The following is a 20,369-nucleotide window of genomic DNA, read 5'->3' on the forward strand; positions in this document are numbered from 1 at the left end:
GTTCCCGCAATTTCGGGTGAAGGCTCACACGTCGATGTGGGAGCCGATGATCAGGGTGCGGTCGCGGGGCAGGCCGAAGTACTCCGCGGCGTCCGCGGTGATGTAGGACGTGGCGATGAACAGCCGCTTGCGCCAGTCCGCCATGGTCGGTTCCGTACCGCGCCGCAGCTCGATCTTGGACAGGAAGTACGACGCGTCGTCCAGCTGCAGCCGTCCCTCGGTCTGCGCCGGGTCGAGCAGGGCGAGTGCGCCCGGGACGTCCGGGGTCTCCATGTAGCCGTAGCGGGCGGTGACGAAGACGATGCCGTCGTCGGTGTGGCCCAGGTCTTCGACGGTGACCCGCTGCTCGACCGGAACCCGCGGCACCGGCTCGGTCTCCAACGCCATGATCACGACCTGTTCGTGCCGCACGTGGTTGTGCTCGGCGTTCGCCCGCAGCGCCAGCGGGGCGGTCCGGCCGCCGCGGTTGAGGAAGACGGCCGTCCCCGGCACCCGCTGCACCGGCGACGTGCGGAGTCCTTCGATGAACTCCGGCAGCGCGCCTTCCCGGCGCTCCCGCTCGGCGGTGACGATCCGGCGGCCCCGCTGCCAGGTCGTCATGATCGTGAACGCCGTGAGCCCGATCAGCAGCGGCAGCCACGCGCCGTGGACCAGCTTGGTCAGGTTGGCCGCGACGAACAGCAGGTCCACGGCCAGCAGCACGGTCGCGCCGACGCCGATCAGCCACGCCGGCGTCCCCCACCGCGACCGGGCGACGTAGAAGAACAGCAACGTCGTGATCGTGATCGTGCCGGTCACCGCCATGCCGAACGCGAACGCCAGCGCCGCCGAACTGCGGAAGGCGAACACCAGCGTGAGCACCGAGACCAGGAGCAGCCAGTTGATCCACGGGACGTAGATCTGGCCCCGCTCGGTCTCCGAGGTGTGCGCGACCCGCAGCCGGGGCAGATATCCGAGCTGGGCGGCCTGGGCCGCGACCGAGTACGCGCCGGTGATCACCGCCTGGGACGCGATCACCGTCGCCGCCGTGGCCAGCACCACCAGCGGCAGCCGGGCCCAGGAGGGCACGAGCAGGAAGAACGGGCTGCTGATGTTGGCCGGGTCTTCGAGGATCAGCGCGCCCTGGCCGAGGTAGCTGAGCACGCACGCGGGCAGCACCAGCAGCAGCCACCCGCGCGTGATCGCCCGGCGGCCGAAGTGGCCCATGTCGGCGTACAACGCTTCGGCGCCGGTGACCGACAGCACGACCGCCGCCAGCGCGAAGAACGCGATGTCGAAGTGGCCGGCCAGGAACCCGATCGCATACGTCGGCGAGAGCGCCTTGAGGATGTCCGGGTGCCCGGCGATGCCGGCCACGCCGAACCCGCCGATCGTCACGAACCAGGCGATCATGACCGGCCCGAACACCCGGCCGACCGCGGCGGTTCCCCGCCGCTGCACCAGGAACAGCCCGATGATGATCACGGCGGTGATCGGGACGATCCAGTCGTCGAGGCCGTCGGAGACGACCTTCAGGCCCTCCACCGCGGAGAGCACGGAGATCGCCGGCGTGATCATGCTGTCGCCGAAGAACAGCGCCGCACCGAAGATGCCCAGGCCGGCCAGGACGACGGCCGCGCGGTTGCCGCGTTGCGCGCCCCAGCGGCGCAGCAGGGTGATCAGCGCCATGATGCCGCCCTCGCCGTCGTTGTCGGCGCGCATCGCCAGCAGCACGTAGGTGACGGTCACGATGATCATCACCGACCAGAAGATCAGCGACACCACCCCGAACACGTTGTCCGGGTTCACCGGTACGGGGTGCGGGTCGGCGGGGCTGAACACCGTCTGCAGGGTGTAGATGGGGCTGGTGCCGATGTCGCCGAAGACGACGCCGAGCGCCCCGATCACGAGCCCCAGCCGCACCACGTCCCGCGCGGGCGACGGCGGGCGCTCCGCCGTGGTGGTCTCCTGGCTCACGTGTCCCTCCTCCGCCCAGGCAACCGGATCGCCTGGCGCACCGAAGCGCGACCCTACCGGTCCACTGTGGCCGGACGCCGTCCATCGCGGCGGGTTCGAGGGGAGCTTTACCCGTATTTACGAAACTTTAGCGTCGCTCAGTCCTCGAGGCCGGCGTGTTCCAGGTCCAGCAGCCGCTGGATGCGCCGCCGGGTGCCGTCGGTGATCTCACCCGCCTCGAACAGCCGCGTCAGCTCGGCCGCCTCGATGTCGATCAGCTCCCGCCGCAGGGCACGGTAGTCGATGCCGCGCACCCAGTCCGCCGCCTCCTCGCCGAGGTCACCGCGGACGTGCTCGAGCCGCGCCTGCCAGCCCGCCCGCAGCTGGCCGACCACGAACGCCGGCGCGGACTCGGTCTCGGCCAGGTGATCCAGGTGCGACAAGCCCGCTTCGGCCAGCTTCCGGCGCGCGGTGCCGTACTCGGTCCGCAGGTCGGCGGGGTCGAGGGCGATCCCCGCCCGCCGGACCAGCGGCGCCAGCGTGAAGCCCTGGACCACGAGCGTCAGCACGATCACCGCCGTGGTCAGCACCAGGACCAGATCGCGCCCGGGCAGCTCCGAACCGTCCATAGTGGCCACCGGCAGGGACAGCGCCGCCGCCAGCGGCACCACACCCCGCGCCCCCGCCCAGGAAACGACCGCGGGCACCTGCCAGGAGATCCGGCCGTCCACCCGCCGTTGCCGCAGCGCCGAAAGCACGAACACCAGCAGCAGCCGCGCGAGCACCAACGTCGCCGCGATGGCCAGCGCCTGCAGCAGCCACCACGCCCCGCCGCCGGCCACCCGCCGCACCAGCGCGGGCAGCTGCAGCCCGATCAGGCCGAACACGACGCTCTCCAGCAGGAACACCACGGTCTGGTACACCGCGCCGACCTGCAGCCGGATCCGCGCGGTCGTCAGTCGCTCGGCCTGGGTCCCGAGGATCACGCTCGCCACCACGACCGCCGTCACGCCCGACCCGCCGACCGACTCCGCGACCACGTACCCCGCGTACGGCGTGACCAGGGAGATCACCGTCTCCAGCACCGGGTCCTCGGTGCGCCGCCGGACGAGGAACGCGCCGAGCGCCGTCAGCACGCCGACCGCCACCCCGCCGCCCGCGAGCACGCCGAACTCCGCGAGCGTCCGGCCCCAGGACGCGGCCCCGCCGGCGACGGCCAGGAACAGCGCCACCCGGAACAGCAGCAGGCTGGTCGCGTCGTTGAACAGGCTTTCGGCCTGGATCAGGGCCTGCACCCGCGGCGGCAGCGCGAGCCGACGCGCCAGCGCCGTCACCGCGACCGGGTCGGTGCTCGCCAGTACCGCGCCCAGCACGAACGCCATCCCGACCGGCAACGGCGTCACGGCGACCGCGACCCCGATCACCGCCGCGGCCGACAACAGCACCAGCCCCACCGACAGCACCGCGACCGGACGCCCCACCGCCCGCAGATCCCGCCACGGCAGCTCCTCCCCCGCCGCGAACAGCAGCGGCGGAAGCACGACCAGGCTGATCACCTCCGGCGTCACCTGCACCACCGGAACACCGGGCAGCAGCCCCACGACCACGCCGACGGCGACCAGCAGCGACGGCGCCGGAACCCGCCACCGCCGGGCGAACGTGGCCACCACGGTCGCCACGACCACGAGGAACAGGACGGTTTCCACCCCGCGCATCAGCCGGTCCTTCCGATCCGAAATCCGGATGCCGACCAGACTTCCCGGCGCGCCGGGGATCAGCCTACGCGAGCCGGCCCCCAAGCGCCCCAATGTGGCCTTCGGTGCGTCAGACGCACCCAAGGCGGCCTTCGGTGCGTCACACGCACCGAAGGCCGCCTTGGGGCGCTCGGCTTGGTGAGCGTCAACGAACCTGCGACGCGGGCCACTAACCCGGGCCGGATTCGCCGTTGATCGACTCCTGGTAGCGGTCGGCGTAGGTGCGCGAATCCTTGATCAGGTCGTCGCAGAAGGCAGCGACGTCCTCGCCGATCACTTCCAGGACTCCCCGGCCGGTCGCGGCGCCTTCGGCGAAGAAGTCGACGATCTCCGGGAGCAGGTTCCCCTCGAGCAGGTCGACCGGGCCGACCTTGAACAGGTACTTCTGCATTTCCTTGTAGACGATCTGGTAGTCGGGCGGCAGCGCCTTCACCCGGGCCAGGTGCGCCCGCCACTGCTTCTTGCCCTCGATGATGTCCTGGATGCCCATCTCAGCCTCCCAGCCGGCCCAGTTTTCTCGCCACATTCCGGTTCAGCTGCTTGCGCCACCGGTCGCGGAAGGTCCGGGCCCCTTCCCCGCCGGCCAAAGCCGCGCAGAAGCCCTCGATGTCGTCCCCCAGCACGTCGTGGACGCTCTGCCCCTCCGCCGCGGTTTCCTCCAGCAGCCCCAGTGCACCGTCGAGGATCGGCATCAGGTTGCGGCCGGTGAAGCTCCCGTACGGGAAGAGGTGCGCCTTGATCTGCTCCCACGCCGCCCGGTGGTCCTCCGGCAATACCCCGGCTCTGGTTTCGAACGCCTGGTAGTCCCGGGTGAGGTCGCTGCCGGTGATGGTCTCCCAGAAGTTCATTTCCCGCCCTCCTTCAGTTTTCCGATCCGCGACGAGACGTAGTCCCACTTCGCCCAGAACCGCCCGAGCTCTTCGCGACCCGCGTCGTTGAGCCGGTAGAACTTGCGTGGCGGCCCCTTCTCGGACGGCCGCTTCGTCACCTGGACGAGCTCGTTCTTCTCCAGCCGCAACAGAATCGTGTACACGGTTCCCTCGACGACGTCGCCGAAGCCGAGGTCGTTCAGCCGGCGCGTGATGGCGTAGCCGTAGGTCTCCTCGCCGCCGATGATCTCGAGCACGCAGCCCTCGAGGGTGCCCTTCAGCATCTCGGTCAGGTCGTCCATCGTTCCTCCGGGCTTGCCCCTGGCGTCACTAGTCAGTACTACTGTATACCAGTACTCAGCAGCGCTGAGTAGTCCGATGAGGGGATGACGATGACAGCGATTCACGTTCGCGGCCTCGAGAAGTCGTACAAGACACTGCGGGTCCTGCGCGGGGTGGACTTCGACGTCGAGCGGGGCAGCATCTTCGCCCTGCTCGGCTCGAACGGCGCGGGCAAGACCACCGCCGTGCGCATCCTGTCCACGCTGCTGAAAGCGGACGCGGGCACGGCCACCGTCAACGGCTTCGACGTCGTCACCCAGGCCGACGACGTGCGCGCGGCGATCAGCCTCACCGGCCAGTTCGCCGCCGTCGACGAGATCCTCAGCGGCCGGGAGAACCTCGTGCTCGTCGCCCGGCTGCGGCGCCTGAAGCACCCCGGCAGGATCGCCGACGACCTGCTGGCGCGCTTCTCCCTGACCGACGCGGCCACGCGACGGGTGTCGACGTACTCCGGGGGCATGCGCCGCCGCCTGGACATCGCGATGAGCCTCATCGGCGATCCACCGGTGATCTTCCTCGACGAGCCGACCACCGGCCTCGATCCCGAAGCCCGCCTTGAGGTGTGGGACACCGTGAAGGGCCTCGCCGCCCGCGGCACCACCGTTTTGCTCACCACCCAGTACCTGGACGAGGCGGAGCAGCTCGCCGACCGGATCGCGATCCTGCACGAGGGCCGGATCATCGTGAACGGCACCCTCGCCGAACTCAAGCAGCTGCTCCCGCCCGCCCAGGTCGAGTACGTGGAGAAGCAGCCAACCCTCGAAGACGTCTTCCTCGCCGTCGTCGGCTCCCGAACGGAGAAATGAGAAACGATGACCACGCACACTTTCGGCGACACCACCGTCCTGCTGGGACGATCGATGCGCCACGTCACCCGCAGCCTGGACACCATCATCACGACCGTGATCACGCCGGTCGCCATGATGCTGATGTTCGTCTATGTCTTCGGCGGCGCGATCGACACCGGATCCGGCGCCTACATCGACTACATGCTGCCCGGCATCCTGCTGATCACGATCGCGTCGGGCGTCGCCTACACCGCCCTGCGGCTGTTCACCGACCTCAAGAGCGGGATCTTCGAGCGCTTCCACTCCATGCCGATCGCCCGGCCGGCCGTGCTGTGGGCGCACGTGCTGACCTCGCTGGTCGCCAACCTGATCTCGCTGGTGATCGTGGTGGGCGTCGCGCTGCTGATGGGCTTCCGCTCCGGAGCGGGACCACTGGCGTGGCTGGCGGTCACCGGCATCCTGCTCCTGTTCACCCTGGCCCTGACCTGGATCGCGGTCCTCGCCGGCCTCACCGCGAAGACGGCCGAAGGCGGCGGCGCGTTCTCCTACCCGCTCATCTTCCTGCCGTTCCTCAGCTCCGCGTTCGTGCCGACGGCGACGATGCCCGGCCCGGTGCGCTGGTTCGCCGAACACCAGCCGGTGACGTCCATCGTCAACACCATCCGCGCCCTGTTCACGCAAGCGCCGGTCGGCGCCGACATCCGGACGGCCCTCGCGTGGTGCGCCGGCATCCTCGTCGCCGCCTTCGTCTTCGCCACCGCGGCCTACCGCCGCAAGATCTCCTGAACTTCGAAACTCCCCCGTGACGCTTACGGTTTCCCTGCGCCGCTGCCCGCATCTTGACGTTTTTCCTACGCCGGTCGCGGGCGGCACCAGGCACGCTGCGGTACGTGCCGGCACCCACCTCATGGCTGAAGCGGCTGGTCCTGGGCCGGCCGTTCCGCAGCGACACCCTCGGCGAAACCTCCTGCCGAAGTGGCTCGCGCTGCCCATCTTCGCCAGCGACCGCTCTCCTCGGTCGCCTACGCCACCCAGGAAATCCTGCTCATCCTGAGCATCGGCGGCCTTGCCTACTTCACCCTCGCGCCGTGGGTGGGCCTGGGCGTGGCCGTGCTGCTCACCGTGGTGGTGATCTCCTACCGGCAGGTCGTGAAGGCCTACCCCAGCGGGGGCGGCTCCTACGAGGTCGCCTCCCGCAACCTCGGGTCCCACGCCGGACTCGTCGTGGCCGGGGCGCTGATGGTCGACTACATCATGACCGTCGCCGTCTCGGTCGCCTCCGGCGTCGACAACATCATCTCGGCCGTGCCCGAGCTGAACGGCCGGCGGATCCTGCTGGACATCGGCTTCATCGTGCTGCTGATGGCGATGAACCTGCGCGGCGTCCGCGAATCCGGCCGCGCCTTCGCCGCGCCGACCTACCTGTTCATCGCCACGGTGATGCTGATGATCGTGGCCGGCTTCACCCGAGTCCTCACCGGACACCCACCGGTCTCCGAAAGCGCCGGCTACGAGGTCCGGCCCGAACAGGTCGGGCTGACCGGCTTCGCGCTGGTGTTCCTGCTGCTGCGGTCGTTCTCCTCCGGCTGCACCGCGCTCACCGGCGTCGAAGCCATCTCCAACGGTGTCCCGGCGTTCCGCAAGCCCAAGGCGCTCAACGCCGCCCGCACCATGACCGCCATGGGCGTCACCGCCGCGGTCATGTTCGCCGGCATCACCGCGCTGACACTGATCACCAAGGTCCACATCGCCGAGAACACCTGCGACCTGGCCGGCTTCCGCGGCGACTGCACCACCGACCCCCAGCGCACCGTCATCAGCCAGATCGGCGCGGCCGTCTTCGGCGGCGACCACGCGCTGCTGTTCTACATCCTGCAGGCCGCCACGGCGCTCATCCTCATCCTCGCCGCGAACACCGCGTTCAACGGATTCCCGTTGCCGGCCTCGATCCTGGCGCAGGACCGCTACCTGCCCCGGCAGCTGCACACCCGCGGCGACCGGCTCACCTTCTCCAACGGCATCATCGCCCTGTCACTGGTCGCCGGGATCCTGATCTTCGCCTTCGACGGCTCGACCACCCGCCTCATCCAGCTCTACATCCTCGGCGTGTTCACCTCGTTCACCCTGTGCCAGGCCGGGATGGTCCGGCGCTGGAACCGGGCACTGGCCACCGCCACCACCGGCCGTGCCGCCATCCAGCGATCGCGGCTGATCAACGCCGTCGGCGCGGTACTCACCGCGATCGTGCTCGTCGTCGTGCTGATCACCAAGTTCACCCACGGCGCCTACCTGGTCGTCATCGCCATCCCCCTGCTGTACGTCCTCATGCGCGCGATCCACCGGCACTACACGCACGTCCGCGAAGAACTCCAGCCCGACGAGGAAAGCGAGCTGCTGCCCAGCCGCGTCCACGCGATCGTCCTGGTGTCCACTTTGCACAAACCGAGCCAGCGCGCGAACTGCAGCACCAGTGGGAACAGCGCGGGATGAAGCTCCCGCTCAAGGTGATCGAGTCCCCGTACCGCGAGATCACCCGGCCGGTCGTGCACTACGTCGAGAACCTCCGGCGCGGCAGCCCCCGCGACGTCGTCTGCATCTACCTCCCCGAGTACGTCGTCGGCCGCTGGTGGGAAAACGTCCTGCACAACCAAAGCTCCCTGCGCCTGAAGGGGCGCCTGCTGTTCGAACCCGGCGTGATGGTGACGAGCGTGCCGTGGCAACTGCACTCCACCACCCGCCGCGACCTGCACCGCGTCCGCCGCTGCCCGGCGACATCCGCCGCGGCGTCACGACCCAGCGACGCTCCGGCTGACCCGGCGGCAGTTGGATACCCGCTCACCGGCCTTGTCCGCGGCCAACAATTTGCGCTACGGTGACCTGGGAGCGCTCCCAGCTGCGCGGGCTCGGCGCTTGCGACGCTCAGCACCCTGCTCGCAAGGAGGCGACGCATGGCTTTCCGTGCGCAGAAGCCGGATGCCCCGGCCATTCTCCGCGCCCGAACCGGTCCGGCTCCCGCCGTGAACACTTCCGGCCACCCAGCCGGTCACCTCGCATTCCGTGAGAGGAACCCCATGCGAGCCATCCCGGGAACGAACCGCCCGGCTCTCCGGACGCTGTGCACAGTGGTGCTGGTGGCCGTGGGTGTCGTGCTTCCGGCACCGGCCGCGTCGGCCACCGCCGTGGACACCGGCGCCTCCTACGTGGTGGTCAACCGCAACAGCGGCAAGGCGCTCGAAGTAGCCGGCGGCGCCACCTACGACGGGGCCAGGATCACCCAGCGCACCCGCGACGACCGCAGCTCGCAGCAGTGGCAGTTCGTCGACTCCGGCGGTGGCCACTACCGCATCAAGTCCAAGCACAGCGGCATGGTCCTGAACTTTCCGTCCACCGCCGACCGGGCCGGCCTGGTGCAGAGCACCGACGCCGGCAGCGCCGACCGGCAGTTCCGGCTGGCCGACTCCCCCGGGGGCGACGTGCGCCTGCTCAACCGGGCCAGCGGCAAGGCCGTGGACGTGCTGGGCTCCGCCACCACCGACGGCGCGCGGGTCGGCCAGCTGCCCGACTCCGGCGGCGCCAGCCAGCGGTGGCAGCTGATCAGGATCGGCGCCGACACGACGCCGCCGACCGCACCGGCCAACCCGCGCACCTCGAACCTGACCTGCACCGGGGTGGTGTTGTCGTGGTCGGCATCGTCCGACGACGTCGGGGTGGCCTTCTACGACGTCTACCACGACGGGCAGCTCATGACCTCGGTGCCGGGCACGGCGCTGTCGGCCGAGCTGACCGTCGTACCGGGAGCCACCTGGGGCCTCTACGTCAACGCGCGCGACGCCGCGGGCAACGTCTCCCAGGCCAGCACCACGGTCACCGTCGCCGTGCCGCAGTGCCAGGCCGACACCGAGCCGCCCACCACCCCGGCCGGCGTGACGGCGGCCGCGTCGGGCACCACGGTCACCGTGCGCTGGACACCGGCCACCGACAACGTCGGCGTCACGGGCTACGAGGTGCTCCGCGACGGCACCGTCGCGGGCTCGACCAGCGGCGCGGCCACGACGTCGTTCACCGACAGCGGCCTGGCCGCCAACACCCGCTACCAGTACCAGGTGCGGGCGCGCGACGCACAGGGCAACCGGTCGGCCCCGAGCACGGCGGTCGCGGTCACCACCGGCTCCGCCTGCGCCACGGCGTTGTGCTCGGTCACCAAGGTCGCCACCGAAACCGACCTGCCGTGGGGATTGACCACCCTGCCCGACGGACAGGTGCTCTACGGCCGCCGCGACACTTTCGAACTCGTCCGCCTCGACCCCGGCACCGGCACGAAGACCGTGGCCGGGCGGCTGCCGAACGTGTCGGGAACCGACGGTGAGGGCGGGGTCCTCGGACTCGCCGTGGCCACCGACTTCGCGGCCGACCCGTGGCTGTACGTCATGCACACCAGCGCAACCGACAACCGGGTGGTGCGCATCCGCTACACCGGCGGCGTCCTCACCGGCACTCCGCAGGTGCTGCTCACCGGCATTCCGCGCAACAAGTACCACAATGGTGGCCGGCTGCGCTTCGGGCCGGACGGCAAGCTCTACATCGCGGCCGGCGACGGCCAGAACGGCAACTGGGCCCAGGACCTCGCGAACCTCGCCGGCAAGGTGCTGCGGATCAACCGCGACGGCACCGTCCCCTCGGACAACCCCTTCGGCACGCCGGTGTGGAGCTACGGGCACCGCAATCCGCAGGGCCTGGCCTTCGACGCCCAGGGCCGGCTCTGGGAACAGGAGTTCGGCAACTCCGTCATGGACGAGACGAACTTGATCGTGCGCGGCGGCAACTACGGCTGGCCCCTCTGCGAAGGCACCACGGGCAGCTGCGGCCAGCCCGGCTTCGTCGCACCCAAGCGCACCTACCCCGTCGCCGACGGTTCGTGCAGCGGCATCGCCGTGGTCCGCGGCGCCCTCTACATCGCCTGCCTGCGCGGCGCCCGGCTGTACCGGGCGGAGATTTCCGGCGACACCCTGACGAACGTTCAGCAGTACCTCAACGGCACGTACGGGCGGCTGCGCACCGTCGAGCCCTCCGCCGACGGCGGTTTGTGGCTGACCACCAGCAACTACGGCGACAAGGACAGCATCCCGAACAACAGCAACGAAAGCATCTTCAAGGTCGAGCTCGGACGCTGAACCCCCGCTCACGAAAGGAGAGCCGCCATGGCTCACCGCAGGACACCGCGTCACCGTCGCATGTGGACGGTGACGGCGGCGGCGATCGTCATCGCGGGCGGGGTGGCGCCGGCGGCGTCCGGCGCCACGACGGCCGCACCGTGCACACCGGGCGCGACCTACGGTTCGCCGTTGCCGAGCCAGACGGTGGCGGCCCAGCTCATCCGGAGCGGCTTCACCTTCCTCGAAGGGCCCACCTGGGACCGGGGAACGGGCACCCTGCTGCTGTCGCACATGCAGAACCCCACGGGTCCTCAGGGCGTGCAGCCATCGGCGGTGCTCCGGTACACCCCGCCGGCCACCTTCGAGACGTTCATCGCCGGCTCCGGCAGCAACGGCCTGGCGATCACCGCCGACGGCACCCGGGTGCTCGCCGCCACCCACGACAACCGCACCGTTTCCGCCTACCGCCTGACCGACCGGAGCCGGACCACCATCGCGGCCGGCTACCTCGGCCACGCGTTCAACTCGCCGAACGACCTGACCACCGGCCGGGACGGCACCACCTACTTCACCGACCCGAACTACCAGCGCGGCAACCGCGCCGACGAGCAAGGCGGCCGGACCAGCGTCTTCCGCGTCCGCGACGGTGTGGTCAGCCTCGTCGACGACACACTGCCGCAGCCGAACGGCATCGTCCTGTCCCCTGACGGCAAGACGCTCTACGTGGGGTCCACCGGCGCCAACGCGATCATGAAGTACACCGTCTTCGCCGACGGCACCACCGGCAACCGCACGACGTTCGCGAGCATGCGAACCCCCGACGGCGCGACCATCGACTGCGCGGGCAACCTGTACTGGGCCTCCTACGACGAAGGGCTCGTTTACGTCTTCTCGCCGTCAGGCGCCCGGCTCGGCACCATTTCGGCCGGCCGCAACACCACCAACGCGGCGTTCGGCGGACCGGACGGGCGGACGCTGTACCTCACCTCCGGCGTTTCCGGCGGCGGGTTCGGCCTCTACCGGACACAGCTCAACGTGTCCGGCAACCCTTATTGATGCCGCTTACGTCGCGCTGCTCGAAACTGCAGCGGCTTCGTCAGCGCGTCCCAGCCTCGCTTGATCAGGTTTCCGAGGCCGACGACGAGGAGGATCGCCGCTGTCAGTACGGTCGCGAAGATCAGGGAGAACACGAGATCACTGAGACCGAAAGGCAAGGTCATCAGAAAACAGGTAACCCAGGTGATGGCCAGCACGGTGGCCACGTTCGCGACTCGCTTCACCAGCGCACCACTCACCTGAAGAACCTCCGACGGTGCCGGGTTCTGGCCAGGTATCAGGTTATCTGGGCGTGGTGCCTCCACCGGCACCGGACGCCGAACCGAGACGGTGGACCAGCCCGCCCTGCCCACCTCCCGCCGCCGGCCTTCGGCCCTGCCCTTTGCGTGGTCGCCAGCCGACATCGACGGTGTGACATCGACGCAGTGCAGGACCGGCTGCGGCAGGAGCTGTCGGCGCGCTGGCGGATGACCTCGACCAGCCGGGCGGCGAGCGAGGCCGGGCAGTCCATCGTGACGGCTCAGTTCGCCTGGATCGAGCCCGAAGTCGCGCAGTGGGCCGCGACAGTGCCCGATGGGTTGCTCGATGCGGATGTGTGGCTGACACCGACCGCGCTCTGACCACGCCCTTGCAGCGTCTCCCGCCGACGATCCAGCGGACAAAGCGTGCTCACAGGTCCCGCACAACAGGTGCTTACCTTCCCATTACATGCTCAAAACCATGAGCAAACCCGAACCGGCCTACCAGGGCCGCCCGCTTCCCCGGCCGCACGACGACGTCGAGGACCAGGGTCTCGGCTTCGACATCACGACCCTCTTCGACCGCCGCCGCGCGCTGCGGCTTCTCGGGCTCGGTGCGGCCGGTGCCGTGCTGACCGCGTGCGGCGCGGCCTCGGGTGGTTCCTCGACCACCACGACGGCCACGTCGGCTTCGACCACCTCGGGCGAGATCCCGGACGAGACCGCGGGCCCCTACCCCGGCGACGGCTCGAACGGGCCGGACGTGCTCGAACAGAGCGGCGTCGTGCGCGGTGACATCCGGTCCAGCTTCGGCACCGGCAGCGGCACCGCCGAAGGCGTGCCCATGACCTTGGAACTGGTGATCGCCGACCTCGCCAACGGCGGCTCCCCGTTTGCCGGGTGGCCGTCTACGTCTGGCACGCCGACCGCGCCGGCCGGTACTCCCTCTATTCGCAGGGTGTCGAGAACGAGAACTACCTGCGCGGCGTCCAGATCGCCGACGCCACCGGCCGAGTGCGCTTCACCAGCATCTTCCCCGCCTGCTACGACGGCCGCTGGCCGCACATCCACTTCGAGGTCTACCCCGACCAGGCCGGCATCACCGACGCCACCAAGGCCATCGCCACCTCGCAGGTCGCCCTGCCGCAGAACGTCTGCGAAACGGTCTACGGCCAGAGCGGCTACGAGCAGTCCGTGGCCAACCTCAAGAAGGTGAGCCTGAGCACCGACAACGTCTTCGGCGACGACAGCGGCGCCCGGCAGCTGGCCACCGTGACCGGAGACGTCACCGGCGGCTACACCGTAACCCTCAACGTCGGGGTGGACACCACGACGAAACCGTCCGGCGGTGGCGCGCCCCCTACCGGAAACGGGGGCGGGCCGGGTGGGACCCCACCGTCTCGTTGAGCGGCGGACGAAGTCCTGCCGCGGCCTGGAAGTGCTCGCTGCCGGAGGGTGCGCCGCTCGGCGACCGACATCTTCGTTCACAGTCCTCTGGTGCGTTCAGACGCACCGCCGGTCGACCAACTGCCCCTCCCTGTCCGCCACTTTGCCCCCGAACCGCCCGGCAACAATATGTGTCCAACGGCAAGCACGTCGTCTACGCCACGACACACGACACCGGGACGAGCTGGAAATCCACCAGCTTCAGCCCGTTCACGAACTGGTCCGACATGGCCACCGCGAGCCAGAGCACGATGTCCTTCGGAGCCGTCGCGCCGACGCTGTTCTACTTCGCCCCGAAGAACATCTGGGTGCTCGCCTACCAGTGGGGCTGGCCCGACACCTTCTCCTACCGCACCTCGAGCGACCCCACCAACCCCAACGGCTGGTCCGCGCAGCAGACGCTGTTCACGGGCACCCTCCCCAGCGGGGCCCCGATCGACCAGACCAAGACCATCGACCCCTGCAACCTGCAATTCCTCTACCAGGGCCGCGACCCCGCCTCCGACGGCGTCGACTACGGCCTCCTGCCCTACAAGCCGGGGGTGCTGACCCTGCAGCGTTAGCGTCGAGGGGCGGGTTCGGCGCACGGCCGAGCCCGCCTCCCGCAGGTCTCCGTCCGGCGAGAATGCGGACCCTTGCGCCGACGAGCAGACTGGGGCGATGGTCTCCTCCCCGGGCGAAGCCCCCGGCTCGCCGGCGCCCCCGGCTGCGCCGGTCGTCGCGCTGGTCGCGTCCGCGGGTGGGCTCGGGGCGATCAGTTCCGTGCTCAGCGCGTTGCCCGCCGAGTTCGGGTTCCCGGTGGTGGTCGCCCAGCACCTGGGCGGGCACGGCCAGAAGCTGGTCGACATCCTGCGCCGCCGGCTGCCGGTGCGCGTCGAATGGGCCGCCGACGGCGCGTCGCTTCGGCCTGGCACCGTGACCGTGTGTCCCGCTCGGACGGTGCTGGAGCTGCTGCCGGACGGCACGCTGTCGCTGGCGCCGGCCACCGGCCCCGGGTCCGGTGGCGTCCTCGACGCGTTGCTGAACTCCCTCGCCGGTTCGCTCGGCGAGCGCGCGGTGGCCGTGGTGCTGTCGGGGATGGGCCAGGACGGCCTCGCCGGCGCCCGGGCGATCAAGCAGGCCGGCGGCACCGTCATCGCGCAGAGCGAGCACTCCGCCGAACACGCGTCGATGCCCCTGGCCGTGACGAACGCCGGCGTGGCGAACCTGGTGCTGGACCTGTCCGACATCGGGCCGGTGCTGTGGGACATCGCGCAGGGCGGCCCGCTGCCCCGCAACGCCGGGGACCGCCCCGGCGCCGACGTCGTGTTCGCCGGAACCGGCGAAGTCGCCACGCTCTCGAGGAAGGTCGACTGGAGCCAGACGCCGCTGGGGCCGGTGCGGCAGTGGCCGGCGCAGCTGGTCACCCTGGTGCGGACGATGCTCGACAGCCCGGTGGGGATGTGCCTGCTGTGGGGCCCGGACCTGCTGCAGTTCTACAACGACACCTACCGGCTGGTGATGGGGGCCAAGCACCCCGCCGGCCTCGGCCAGGCCAACCGCGAGTGCTGGCCGGAGGTGTGGCACCTCAACGAACCGCGCTACCGGCGCGCGCTGGCCGGGGAAGCCGTCTCGCTCAAGGACTCGCTGTACCCGATCACCCGGCACGGCGACACCGAGAACGCCTGGTTCGACCTGACCTTCAGCCCGCTGCGCGGTGACGGCCCGGCACCGGTGGGTGTGCTGGTCACGGCCATCGAGAAGACGCACGAAGTGCTCGGCCGCCGCCGGCTGGACCTGCTGAGCACCTTGGCCGGGCGGACGCGGAAAGCCACGTCCGGGCGAGCGGCGCTCGAGTCGTTCGTCGGCGCGCTCGGCGACGACGCCCCGGACATTCCCTTCGCGGCCGGTTACCTCGCCGACCCGACGCGGCAGCGGGCGGAACTCGTGGCCGCCGTGGGCACCGCCGCCGGCGGGCCGCTGGCGCCGCACACGGCGTTGCTGTCCTGGCAGCGGCCGAAGTGGCCGCTGGCCGAACTGGTGGCGACCGGCGAACCCGTCCTCGCGACGGACCTGGCGCACACCTTCCGCGGGGTGACCGTCGGCGCGGACGACGACGAACCCGGCTGCGCGATGCTCTTCCCGCTGGGCGAAACCCCCGCTCGCGCGCCCGCGGGGGTGCTGATCCTCGGCGTGAGTCCCCGGCTGCCACTGGACGAGACCTACCGGCACTTCCTCGGCCTGGTCGCCGCGCAGGCCACCGCGGCACTCACCGACGCGGTGCACCGCCGGCACCAGAGCGACCGGATCGACCAGCTCGCCGAACTCGACCGCACCAAGACCCAGTTCCTCTCCACCGTCAGCCACGAGTTCCGCACCCCGCTCACCCTGCTGCTCGCCCCGCTCGACGACCTCGCCGCACCCCTGACCGGCTTGCCCGCGCGGCTGCGCGACCAGGTCGACATCGCCTCCCGCAACGCCCGCCGGCTGCTGGGGATGGTCGAAACCCTGCTCGACTTCTCGCAGATCGAGGCGGGCCGGATGCGGGCCCGGTCCGAACCCACCGACCTCGCCCAGCTCACCGAAGACATCGCCGGCACGTTCCGCGGCGCGACCGACCACGCCGGGATCACCCTGCGCGTCGACTGCCCCGCCCTGAGCACGCCGGTCCCGATCGACCCGGAGATGTGGGAGAAGATCGTCGCGAACCTGCTGTCGAACGCCGTGAAGTTCACCTTCACCGGCACGATCACCGTCACCGTGCGCGAGCTGCCCCAGCACGTCCAGCTGGTCGTGCGCGACACCGGCGTCGGCATCCCGGAAGACGAACTGGCCAAGGTGTTCACCCGCTTCCACCGCGCCCCCGCCACCCGCTCCCGCACGCACGACGGCGCCGGCATCGGCCTGGCCCTGGTCAACGAGCTCACGCGGCTCCTCCACGGCCGGGTCAAGGTGCGCAGCACCGTGGGCGAGGGCAGCGAATTCACCGTGTGGGTCCCGCGCCGGCCGGTGCGGCCCGCCGAACGGCCCGAACCGGGCCCCATCCCCCGCGCCACCGCCGTCACCCTCGCCGAAGCCGCGGAGCACTGGGACACCCACAGCGGCGGCGCCCCGGCCCCGGCTCGGGCGGACCGCGAGCGGCTGCTGGTAGTCGACGACAACCGCGACATGCGCGACTACCTCACCCGGCTGCTGTCGCCGAACTGGCAGGTCCACGCCGTCGGCGACGCGCAGCAGACGCTCGAATCGGCGCGCCGCGACCCGCCCGGCCTGATCGTCGCCGACGTGATGATGCCGGGGATGGACGGGCTGGAACTGGCGCGCCGCCTGCGTGCCGACCCCGTGCTGCGGGACGTGCCGCTGATCATGCTCAGCGCCCGCGCCGGCGAGGAAGCCACCGTCGAAGGCCTCACCGCGGGCGCCGACGACTACCTGGTCAAGCCGTTCGCGCCCAGCGAGCTCGTCGCCCGCATCGCCGCCCGGCTCGAACGCCGCCGCGTCCGGGAAACCGGCGACCGCCGGTTCCGCGCCCTCGTCGAGGCGGCCTTCGACGCGGTCTACCGGATGAACCCCGACTGGAGCGAGATGCGCGAGCTCGACGGCCGCGGGTTCATCGCCGACACCACCGCTCCCAGCCACTCCTGGCTGGACAGCTACATCGCTCCGCACGACCAGCCCGCGGTGCTCGCCGTGATCGCCGAGGCGGTCCGCACCAAGAGCGTGTTCGACACGGTCCACCGCGTCCGGCGCACCGACGGCACCCTGGCCTGGACCCACTCCCGCGCCGTTCCCCTCTGCGACGACACCGGCGAAGTCGTCGAGTGGGTCGGGACCGCGACCGAAGTCCCCGGCCCGATGACTCACCCCGGAGAGCGTCATGCGTGGTGAACTCGAGGACCGCCGACCCGGCTGGGACGGCGAGCGCGCCGCCTACCTCGCCCGGGCCGCGGCCAAGGCGGACAGCTTCGAGGAGCAGGCGGGCCGGCGGGCGGCCACCGCGGGACGGGCGTTTGCGGAAGCGGAAGCCGCCCGGCAGCGCGCCGAAAAGCTGCAGACCCAAACCTGGGCACGACTGCGTCCGGCTCCGCCGGCGCGGTGAGCGGTCCGGCCTTCCGACCGTTCACGCTATTGTGTGATCCAACTCACAGCTCTAGCCTGGGATGGCTCCCACCACCGAGCAGCAGCCCGGAGGCAGTACCGCGATGTCGTGGTCACCGAATCACCCGGACTCCGTCGACGCCCTCTTCGAGCGCCGGAAGGCGCCGGTGCTCGCGCTGGCCGACGACGCGCACACGGTCGCCGAGGCGTGCCGCGACATGGCCCGCCGCTTCCAGCGCGGCGGCAAGCTCGTGGTGTTCGGCAACGGCGGTCCCAGCACCGACGCCCAGCACGTGGCGGTGGAGTTCGTCCACCCGGTGATCGTCGGCAAGCGCGCACTGCCGGCGATTTCACTGACCGCCGACGTCGCGACCGTCACCGGGGTCGCCAACCGCGTCGGCCTCGAAGACGTCTTCGCCCACCAGCTGCGGATCATCGGCGAACCGGCCGACATCGCCTTGGGCATCTCGGCCGACGGCGAGTGCGCCAACGTCCGCCGCGCTCTCGAAACGGCCCGGGACCTGGGGATGCTCACCGTCGCGCTGACCGGTCGTAACGGCGGCGCGATCGCCGCGACTACTGGGCTGGGCCACGTCTTCATCGCCCGCTCGGCCGACCCGCGGATCGTCAAGGAGGTGCACGTGACCACCTACCACGTGCTGTGGGAGCTGGTGCACGTCTTCTTCGAACACCCCGGCGCGCTGACCTCGGAGGTGGCGTCGTGAGCGCCGGTGACGCCGACAGAGAAGGCGGCCCCGTCTGTCCCGACGGGGTGTGCATCACCTGCTCCGACACCGCGGTCGAAGTGACCGTGGTCGAGCTCCTCGAACACGAGCTCGCTGTCGTGGACACCGGAATTACCCGGGAAGAGGTCAGTGTCGCGCTGGTCGAGGCCGGCGTCGGCGACCGAATCCTGGTGCACGCCGGAGAAGCCATCGCACGCTTGGCGAAGTCCTAGCCGCGGGAGTTGAGCGCCGGATGACCCGGGAACACCCGGTCGACGGTCTCGAAGCGCTGTACCCGTTCCTCTACGCGGGTTCCAGCGACGTCGACGCCGTCCTCCGCCAGGTGGAGCAGTCCACTGTGGACAAGGTGCACGAGATCGTCGCGCTGCGGGCCGAGGTGCTCGCGGCCGACGGCGAGCGCCTGTTCGCCTGCGCGCAGGACGTCGCGCGCGCGTTCGCCGGTGGCGGCCGGCTGCTCGCGTTCGGCAACGGTGGCAGTTCGACCGACGCGCAGGACTTGGCCAGCCTGTTCCTGAGCCCGGCGGGCGATGCCCGGCCGTTGCCCGCCTTCGGGTTGACGAACGACATCGCCGTGGTGACCGCCCTTTCCAACGACATCGGGTTCGACGTCGTGTTCGCCCGGCAGATCGGCGCGTTCGGCCGGCCCGGCGACATCGCGGTGGGCCTGTCCACCAGCGGGAACTCCGCGAATCTGGTGCGTGCCTTCGACGAAGCCGCCCGGCGCGGCCTGGTGACCGTCGGCATTGCCGGCTACGACGGCGGGAAGATGGCCGAGCTGGACAGCATCGACCACCTCTTCGTCGTCCCGTCACCGTCCGTGCACCGCATCCAGGAAGCCCAGACGACCCTCTACCACGCGCTGTGGGAACTGACCCTCGGCGCACTCGACGAACTCGGGGTTGACCAGCCGTGACACAGACCGAGACCGAAGAGCAGCCCATCCACATCCTCTGGATCAACGCCGGTCTGTCCTGCGACGGCGACTCCGTCGCGCTGACCGCCGCCACCCAGCCGAGCATCGAGGAAATCGTCCTCGGCGCGTTGCCCGGCCTGCCGAAGATCGCGGTCCACTGGCCGCTGATCGACTTCGAATGCGGCCCCGACAAGGGGGCCGACACGTTCATCGAGTGGTTCCACAAGGCCGACCGCGGCGAACTGGAACCGTTCGTGCTGGTCGTCGAGGGCTCGATCCCGAACGAGGCGATCAAGGATGAAGGCTACTGGTGCGGGTTCGGCAACAACCCCGAGACCGGCCAGCCGATGACCACCAGCGAGTGGCTGGACCGGCTGACGCCGAAGGCACTCGCCGTGCTGGCCGTCGGCACCTGCGCCACCTACGGCGGCATCCACGCGATGGAGGGCAACCCGACCGGCGCCATGGGGGTGCCCGACTACCTGGGCTGGGACTGGCGCTCCGGCGCCGGCATCCCGATCGTCTGCGTGCCCGGCTGCCCGACCCACCCGGACAACCTGTCCGAGACCATCACCTACCTGCTCTACCAGGCCGCCGGGCAGGCGCCGATGATCCCGCTCGACGACCACCTGCGGCCGCAGTGGCTCTTCGGCGCGACCGTGCACGAGGGCTGCGACCGCGGCGGCTACTACGAGCAGGGCCAGTTCGCCGACACCTACGACTCCCCCAAGTGCCTGGTGAAGCTGGGGTGCTGGGGTCCCGTCGTCAAGTGCAACGTGCCCAAGCGCGGCTGGATCAACGGCGTCGGCGGCTGCCCGAACGTCGGCGGGATCTGCATCGGCTGCACGATGCCGGGCTTCCCGGACAAGTTCATGCCGTTCATGGACGAGCCCCCGGGCGCCCAGGTGTCTTCGCTGGCCAGCGGCGCGTACGGGTCGGTGATCCGGCGGCTGCGGAAGATCACCGAGCGCAAGCTCGACAAGGAGCCCAGGTGGCGGCACCCGGGCAAGAAGCTCAAGACCGGCTACCAGTCCTCGTGGCGCTGAAAGGG

At 70.4% G+C, this 20,369-nt stretch carries 19 protein-coding genes and 2 pseudogenes; 14 read left to right on the forward strand and 7 right to left on the reverse strand.

All coding sequences use genetic code 11. The annotated features are described in order from the left end of the window. Positions 1–24: 24 nt before the first annotated feature. The 5 genes from ACLJQF_RS10530 to ACLJQF_RS10550 form a co-directional block, all read right to left on the reverse strand. Positions 25–1,956, reverse strand: a complete 1,932-nt coding sequence (locus tag ACLJQF_RS10530; RefSeq protein ID WP_410608063.1) for a potassium transporter Kup — start codon at positions 1,954–1,956, stop codon at positions 25–27. Positions 1,957–2,093: 137 nt separating this feature from the next. Continuing rightward, complete coding sequence (locus ACLJQF_RS10535) at positions 2,094–3,650, reverse strand: Na+/H+ antiporter (RefSeq protein ID WP_410608064.1); 1,557 nt, start codon at positions 3,648–3,650, stop codon at positions 2,094–2,096. Between the two features lie 208 nt (positions 3,651–3,858). Further along, on the reverse strand, positions 3,859–4,179 hold the full coding sequence (locus ACLJQF_RS10540; RefSeq protein WP_410608065.1) for a DUF1048 domain-containing protein: 321 nt from the start codon (positions 4,177–4,179) through the stop codon (positions 3,859–3,861). A gap of 1 nt (position 4,180) precedes the next feature. Then, the gene (locus tag ACLJQF_RS10545) at positions 4,181–4,537 is read right to left on the reverse strand and encodes a DUF1048 domain-containing protein (RefSeq protein ID WP_410608066.1); all 357 of its coding nucleotides are present in this window, start codon (positions 4,535–4,537) and stop codon (positions 4,181–4,183) included. Beyond that, positions 4,534–4,860, reverse strand: coding sequence for a PadR family transcriptional regulator (locus ACLJQF_RS10550; RefSeq protein WP_410608067.1), 327 nt, complete (start codon positions 4,858–4,860; stop codon positions 4,534–4,536). The genes ACLJQF_RS10545 and ACLJQF_RS10550 overlap by 4 nt, the downstream gene beginning before the upstream one ends. Positions 4,861–4,944: 84 nt before the next feature. Between ACLJQF_RS10550 and ACLJQF_RS10555 the strand changes: the two genes are divergently transcribed. The 5 genes and pseudogenes from ACLJQF_RS10555 (at position 4,945) to ACLJQF_RS10575 (ending at position 11,897) form a co-directional block, all read left to right on the forward strand. After that, on the forward strand, positions 4,945–5,706 hold the full coding sequence (locus ACLJQF_RS10555) for an ABC transporter ATP-binding protein (protein ID WP_410608068.1): 762 nt from the start codon (positions 4,945–4,947) through the stop codon (positions 5,704–5,706). A 6-nt stretch (positions 5,707–5,712) separates the two neighbouring features. Continuing rightward, entirely contained in the window at positions 5,713–6,474 is a 762-nt protein-coding gene (locus ACLJQF_RS10560; protein ID WP_410608069.1) for an ABC transporter permease, read from the forward strand. A 104-nt stretch (positions 6,475–6,578) separates the two neighbouring features. Continuing rightward, a pseudogene (locus ACLJQF_RS10565) lies at positions 6,579–8,500 on the forward strand (APC family permease). Between the two features lie 301 nt (positions 8,501–8,801). Then, positions 8,802–10,859 (forward strand): PQQ-dependent sugar dehydrogenase, encoded by a 2,058-nt coding sequence (locus ACLJQF_RS10570; protein WP_410608376.1) that lies wholly within the window; start codon positions 8,802–8,804, stop codon positions 10,857–10,859. A 27-nt stretch (positions 10,860–10,886) separates the two neighbouring features. Continuing rightward, positions 10,887–11,897 (forward strand): SMP-30/gluconolactonase/LRE family protein, encoded by a 1,011-nt coding sequence (locus tag ACLJQF_RS10575; RefSeq protein ID WP_410608070.1) that lies wholly within the window; start codon positions 10,887–10,889, stop codon positions 11,895–11,897. Here ACLJQF_RS10575 and ACLJQF_RS10580 read toward each other — a convergent pair. Beyond that, entirely contained in the window at positions 11,891–12,136 is a 246-nt protein-coding gene (locus ACLJQF_RS10580) for a hypothetical protein (protein ID WP_410608071.1), read from the reverse strand. The genes ACLJQF_RS10575 and ACLJQF_RS10580 overlap by 7 nt on opposite strands. 186 nt (positions 12,137–12,322) lie before the next feature. Between ACLJQF_RS10580 and ACLJQF_RS10585 the strand changes: the two genes are divergently transcribed. Then, positions 12,323–12,517, forward strand: coding sequence for a hypothetical protein (locus tag ACLJQF_RS10585; protein WP_410608072.1), 195 nt, complete (start codon positions 12,323–12,325; stop codon positions 12,515–12,517). 351 nt (positions 12,518–12,868) lie between these two features. On the opposite strand, the gene ACLJQF_RS10590 is transcribed toward ACLJQF_RS10585, so the two are convergent. Continuing rightward, the gene (locus tag ACLJQF_RS10590; RefSeq protein WP_410608073.1) at positions 12,869–13,015 is read right to left on the reverse strand and encodes a hypothetical protein; all 147 of its coding nucleotides are present in this window, start codon (positions 13,013–13,015) and stop codon (positions 12,869–12,871) included. Between the two features lie 21 nt (positions 13,016–13,036). Between ACLJQF_RS10590 and ACLJQF_RS10595 the strand changes: the two genes are divergently transcribed. The 8 genes and pseudogenes from ACLJQF_RS10595 (at position 13,037) to ACLJQF_RS10630 (ending at position 20,364) form a co-directional block, all read left to right on the forward strand. Next, on the forward strand, positions 13,037–13,543 hold the full coding sequence (locus ACLJQF_RS10595) for a hypothetical protein (protein ID WP_410608074.1): 507 nt from the start codon (positions 13,037–13,039) through the stop codon (positions 13,541–13,543). Positions 13,544–13,713: 170 nt separating this feature from the next. Continuing rightward, a pseudogene (locus tag ACLJQF_RS10600) lies at positions 13,714–14,145 on the forward strand (non-reducing end alpha-L-arabinofuranosidase family hydrolase); the annotation flags it as partial. Between the two features lie 97 nt (positions 14,146–14,242). Beyond that, positions 14,243–17,449, forward strand: coding sequence for a chemotaxis protein CheB (locus ACLJQF_RS10605; protein WP_410608075.1), 3,207 nt, complete (start codon positions 14,243–14,245; stop codon positions 17,447–17,449). After that, the gene (locus ACLJQF_RS10610; protein ID WP_410608076.1) at positions 17,439–17,660 is read left to right on the forward strand and encodes a hypothetical protein; all 222 of its coding nucleotides are present in this window, start codon (positions 17,439–17,441) and stop codon (positions 17,658–17,660) included. The genes ACLJQF_RS10605 and ACLJQF_RS10610 overlap by 11 nt, the downstream gene beginning before the upstream one ends. Before the next feature lie 103 nt (positions 17,661–17,763). Continuing rightward, on the forward strand, positions 17,764–18,384 hold the full coding sequence (locus tag ACLJQF_RS10615; protein WP_410608077.1) for an SIS domain-containing protein: 621 nt from the start codon (positions 17,764–17,766) through the stop codon (positions 18,382–18,384). Next, positions 18,381–18,617, forward strand: a complete 237-nt coding sequence (locus tag ACLJQF_RS10620) for a HypC/HybG/HupF family hydrogenase formation chaperone (protein WP_410608078.1) — start codon at positions 18,381–18,383, stop codon at positions 18,615–18,617. Before ACLJQF_RS10615 ends, ACLJQF_RS10620 begins: the two co-directional genes overlap by 4 nt. Before the next feature lie 20 nt (positions 18,618–18,637). Then, a complete protein-coding gene (locus tag ACLJQF_RS10625; protein ID WP_410608079.1) occupies positions 18,638–19,318 on the forward strand; it encodes an SIS domain-containing protein in 681 nt (226 codons plus the stop codon). After that, positions 19,315–20,364, forward strand: coding sequence for a hydrogenase expression protein HypE (locus ACLJQF_RS10630; RefSeq protein ID WP_410608080.1), 1,050 nt, complete (start codon positions 19,315–19,317; stop codon positions 20,362–20,364). Before ACLJQF_RS10625 ends, ACLJQF_RS10630 begins: the two co-directional genes overlap by 4 nt. Positions 20,365–20,369 lie beyond the last annotated feature (5 nt).

This window comes from Amycolatopsis sp. lyj-109 (assembly GCF_046548995.1).
Lineage (GTDB): Bacteria > Actinomycetota > Actinomycetes > Mycobacteriales > Pseudonocardiaceae > Amycolatopsis.

Coding starts and splice junctions, on each gene's coding strand:
- ACLJQF_RS10535 (WP_410608064.1), bottom strand. CDS start 3,650: ATGCGCGGGGTGGAAACCGTCCTGTTCCTCGTGGTCGTGGCGACCGTG.
- ACLJQF_RS10540 (WP_410608065.1), bottom strand. CDS start 4,179: ATGGGCATCCAGGACATCATCGAGGGCAAGAAGCAGTGGCGGGCGCAC.
- ACLJQF_RS10545 (WP_410608066.1), bottom strand. CDS start 4,537: ATGAACTTCTGGGAGACCATCACCGGCAGCGACCTCACCCGGGACTAC.
- ACLJQF_RS10550 (WP_410608067.1), bottom strand. CDS start 4,860: ATGGACGACCTGACCGAGATGCTGAAGGGCACCCTCGAGGGCTGCGTG.
- ACLJQF_RS10555 (WP_410608068.1), top strand. CDS start 4,945: ATGACGATGACAGCGATTCACGTTCGCGGCCTCGAGAAGTCGTACAAG.
- ACLJQF_RS10560 (WP_410608069.1), top strand. CDS start 5,713: ATGACCACGCACACTTTCGGCGACACCACCGTCCTGCTGGGACGATCG.
- ACLJQF_RS10575 (WP_410608070.1), top strand. CDS start 10,887: ATGGCTCACCGCAGGACACCGCGTCACCGTCGCATGTGGACGGTGACG.
- ACLJQF_RS10605 (WP_410608075.1), top strand. CDS start 14,243: ATGGTCTCCTCCCCGGGCGAAGCCCCCGGCTCGCCGGCGCCCCCGGCT.
- ACLJQF_RS10610 (WP_410608076.1), top strand. CDS start 17,439: ATGCGTGGTGAACTCGAGGACCGCCGACCCGGCTGGGACGGCGAGCGC.
- ACLJQF_RS10615 (WP_410608077.1), top strand. CDS start 17,764: ATGTCGTGGTCACCGAATCACCCGGACTCCGTCGACGCCCTCTTCGAG.
- ACLJQF_RS10625 (WP_410608079.1), top strand. CDS start 18,638: ATGACCCGGGAACACCCGGTCGACGGTCTCGAAGCGCTGTACCCGTTC.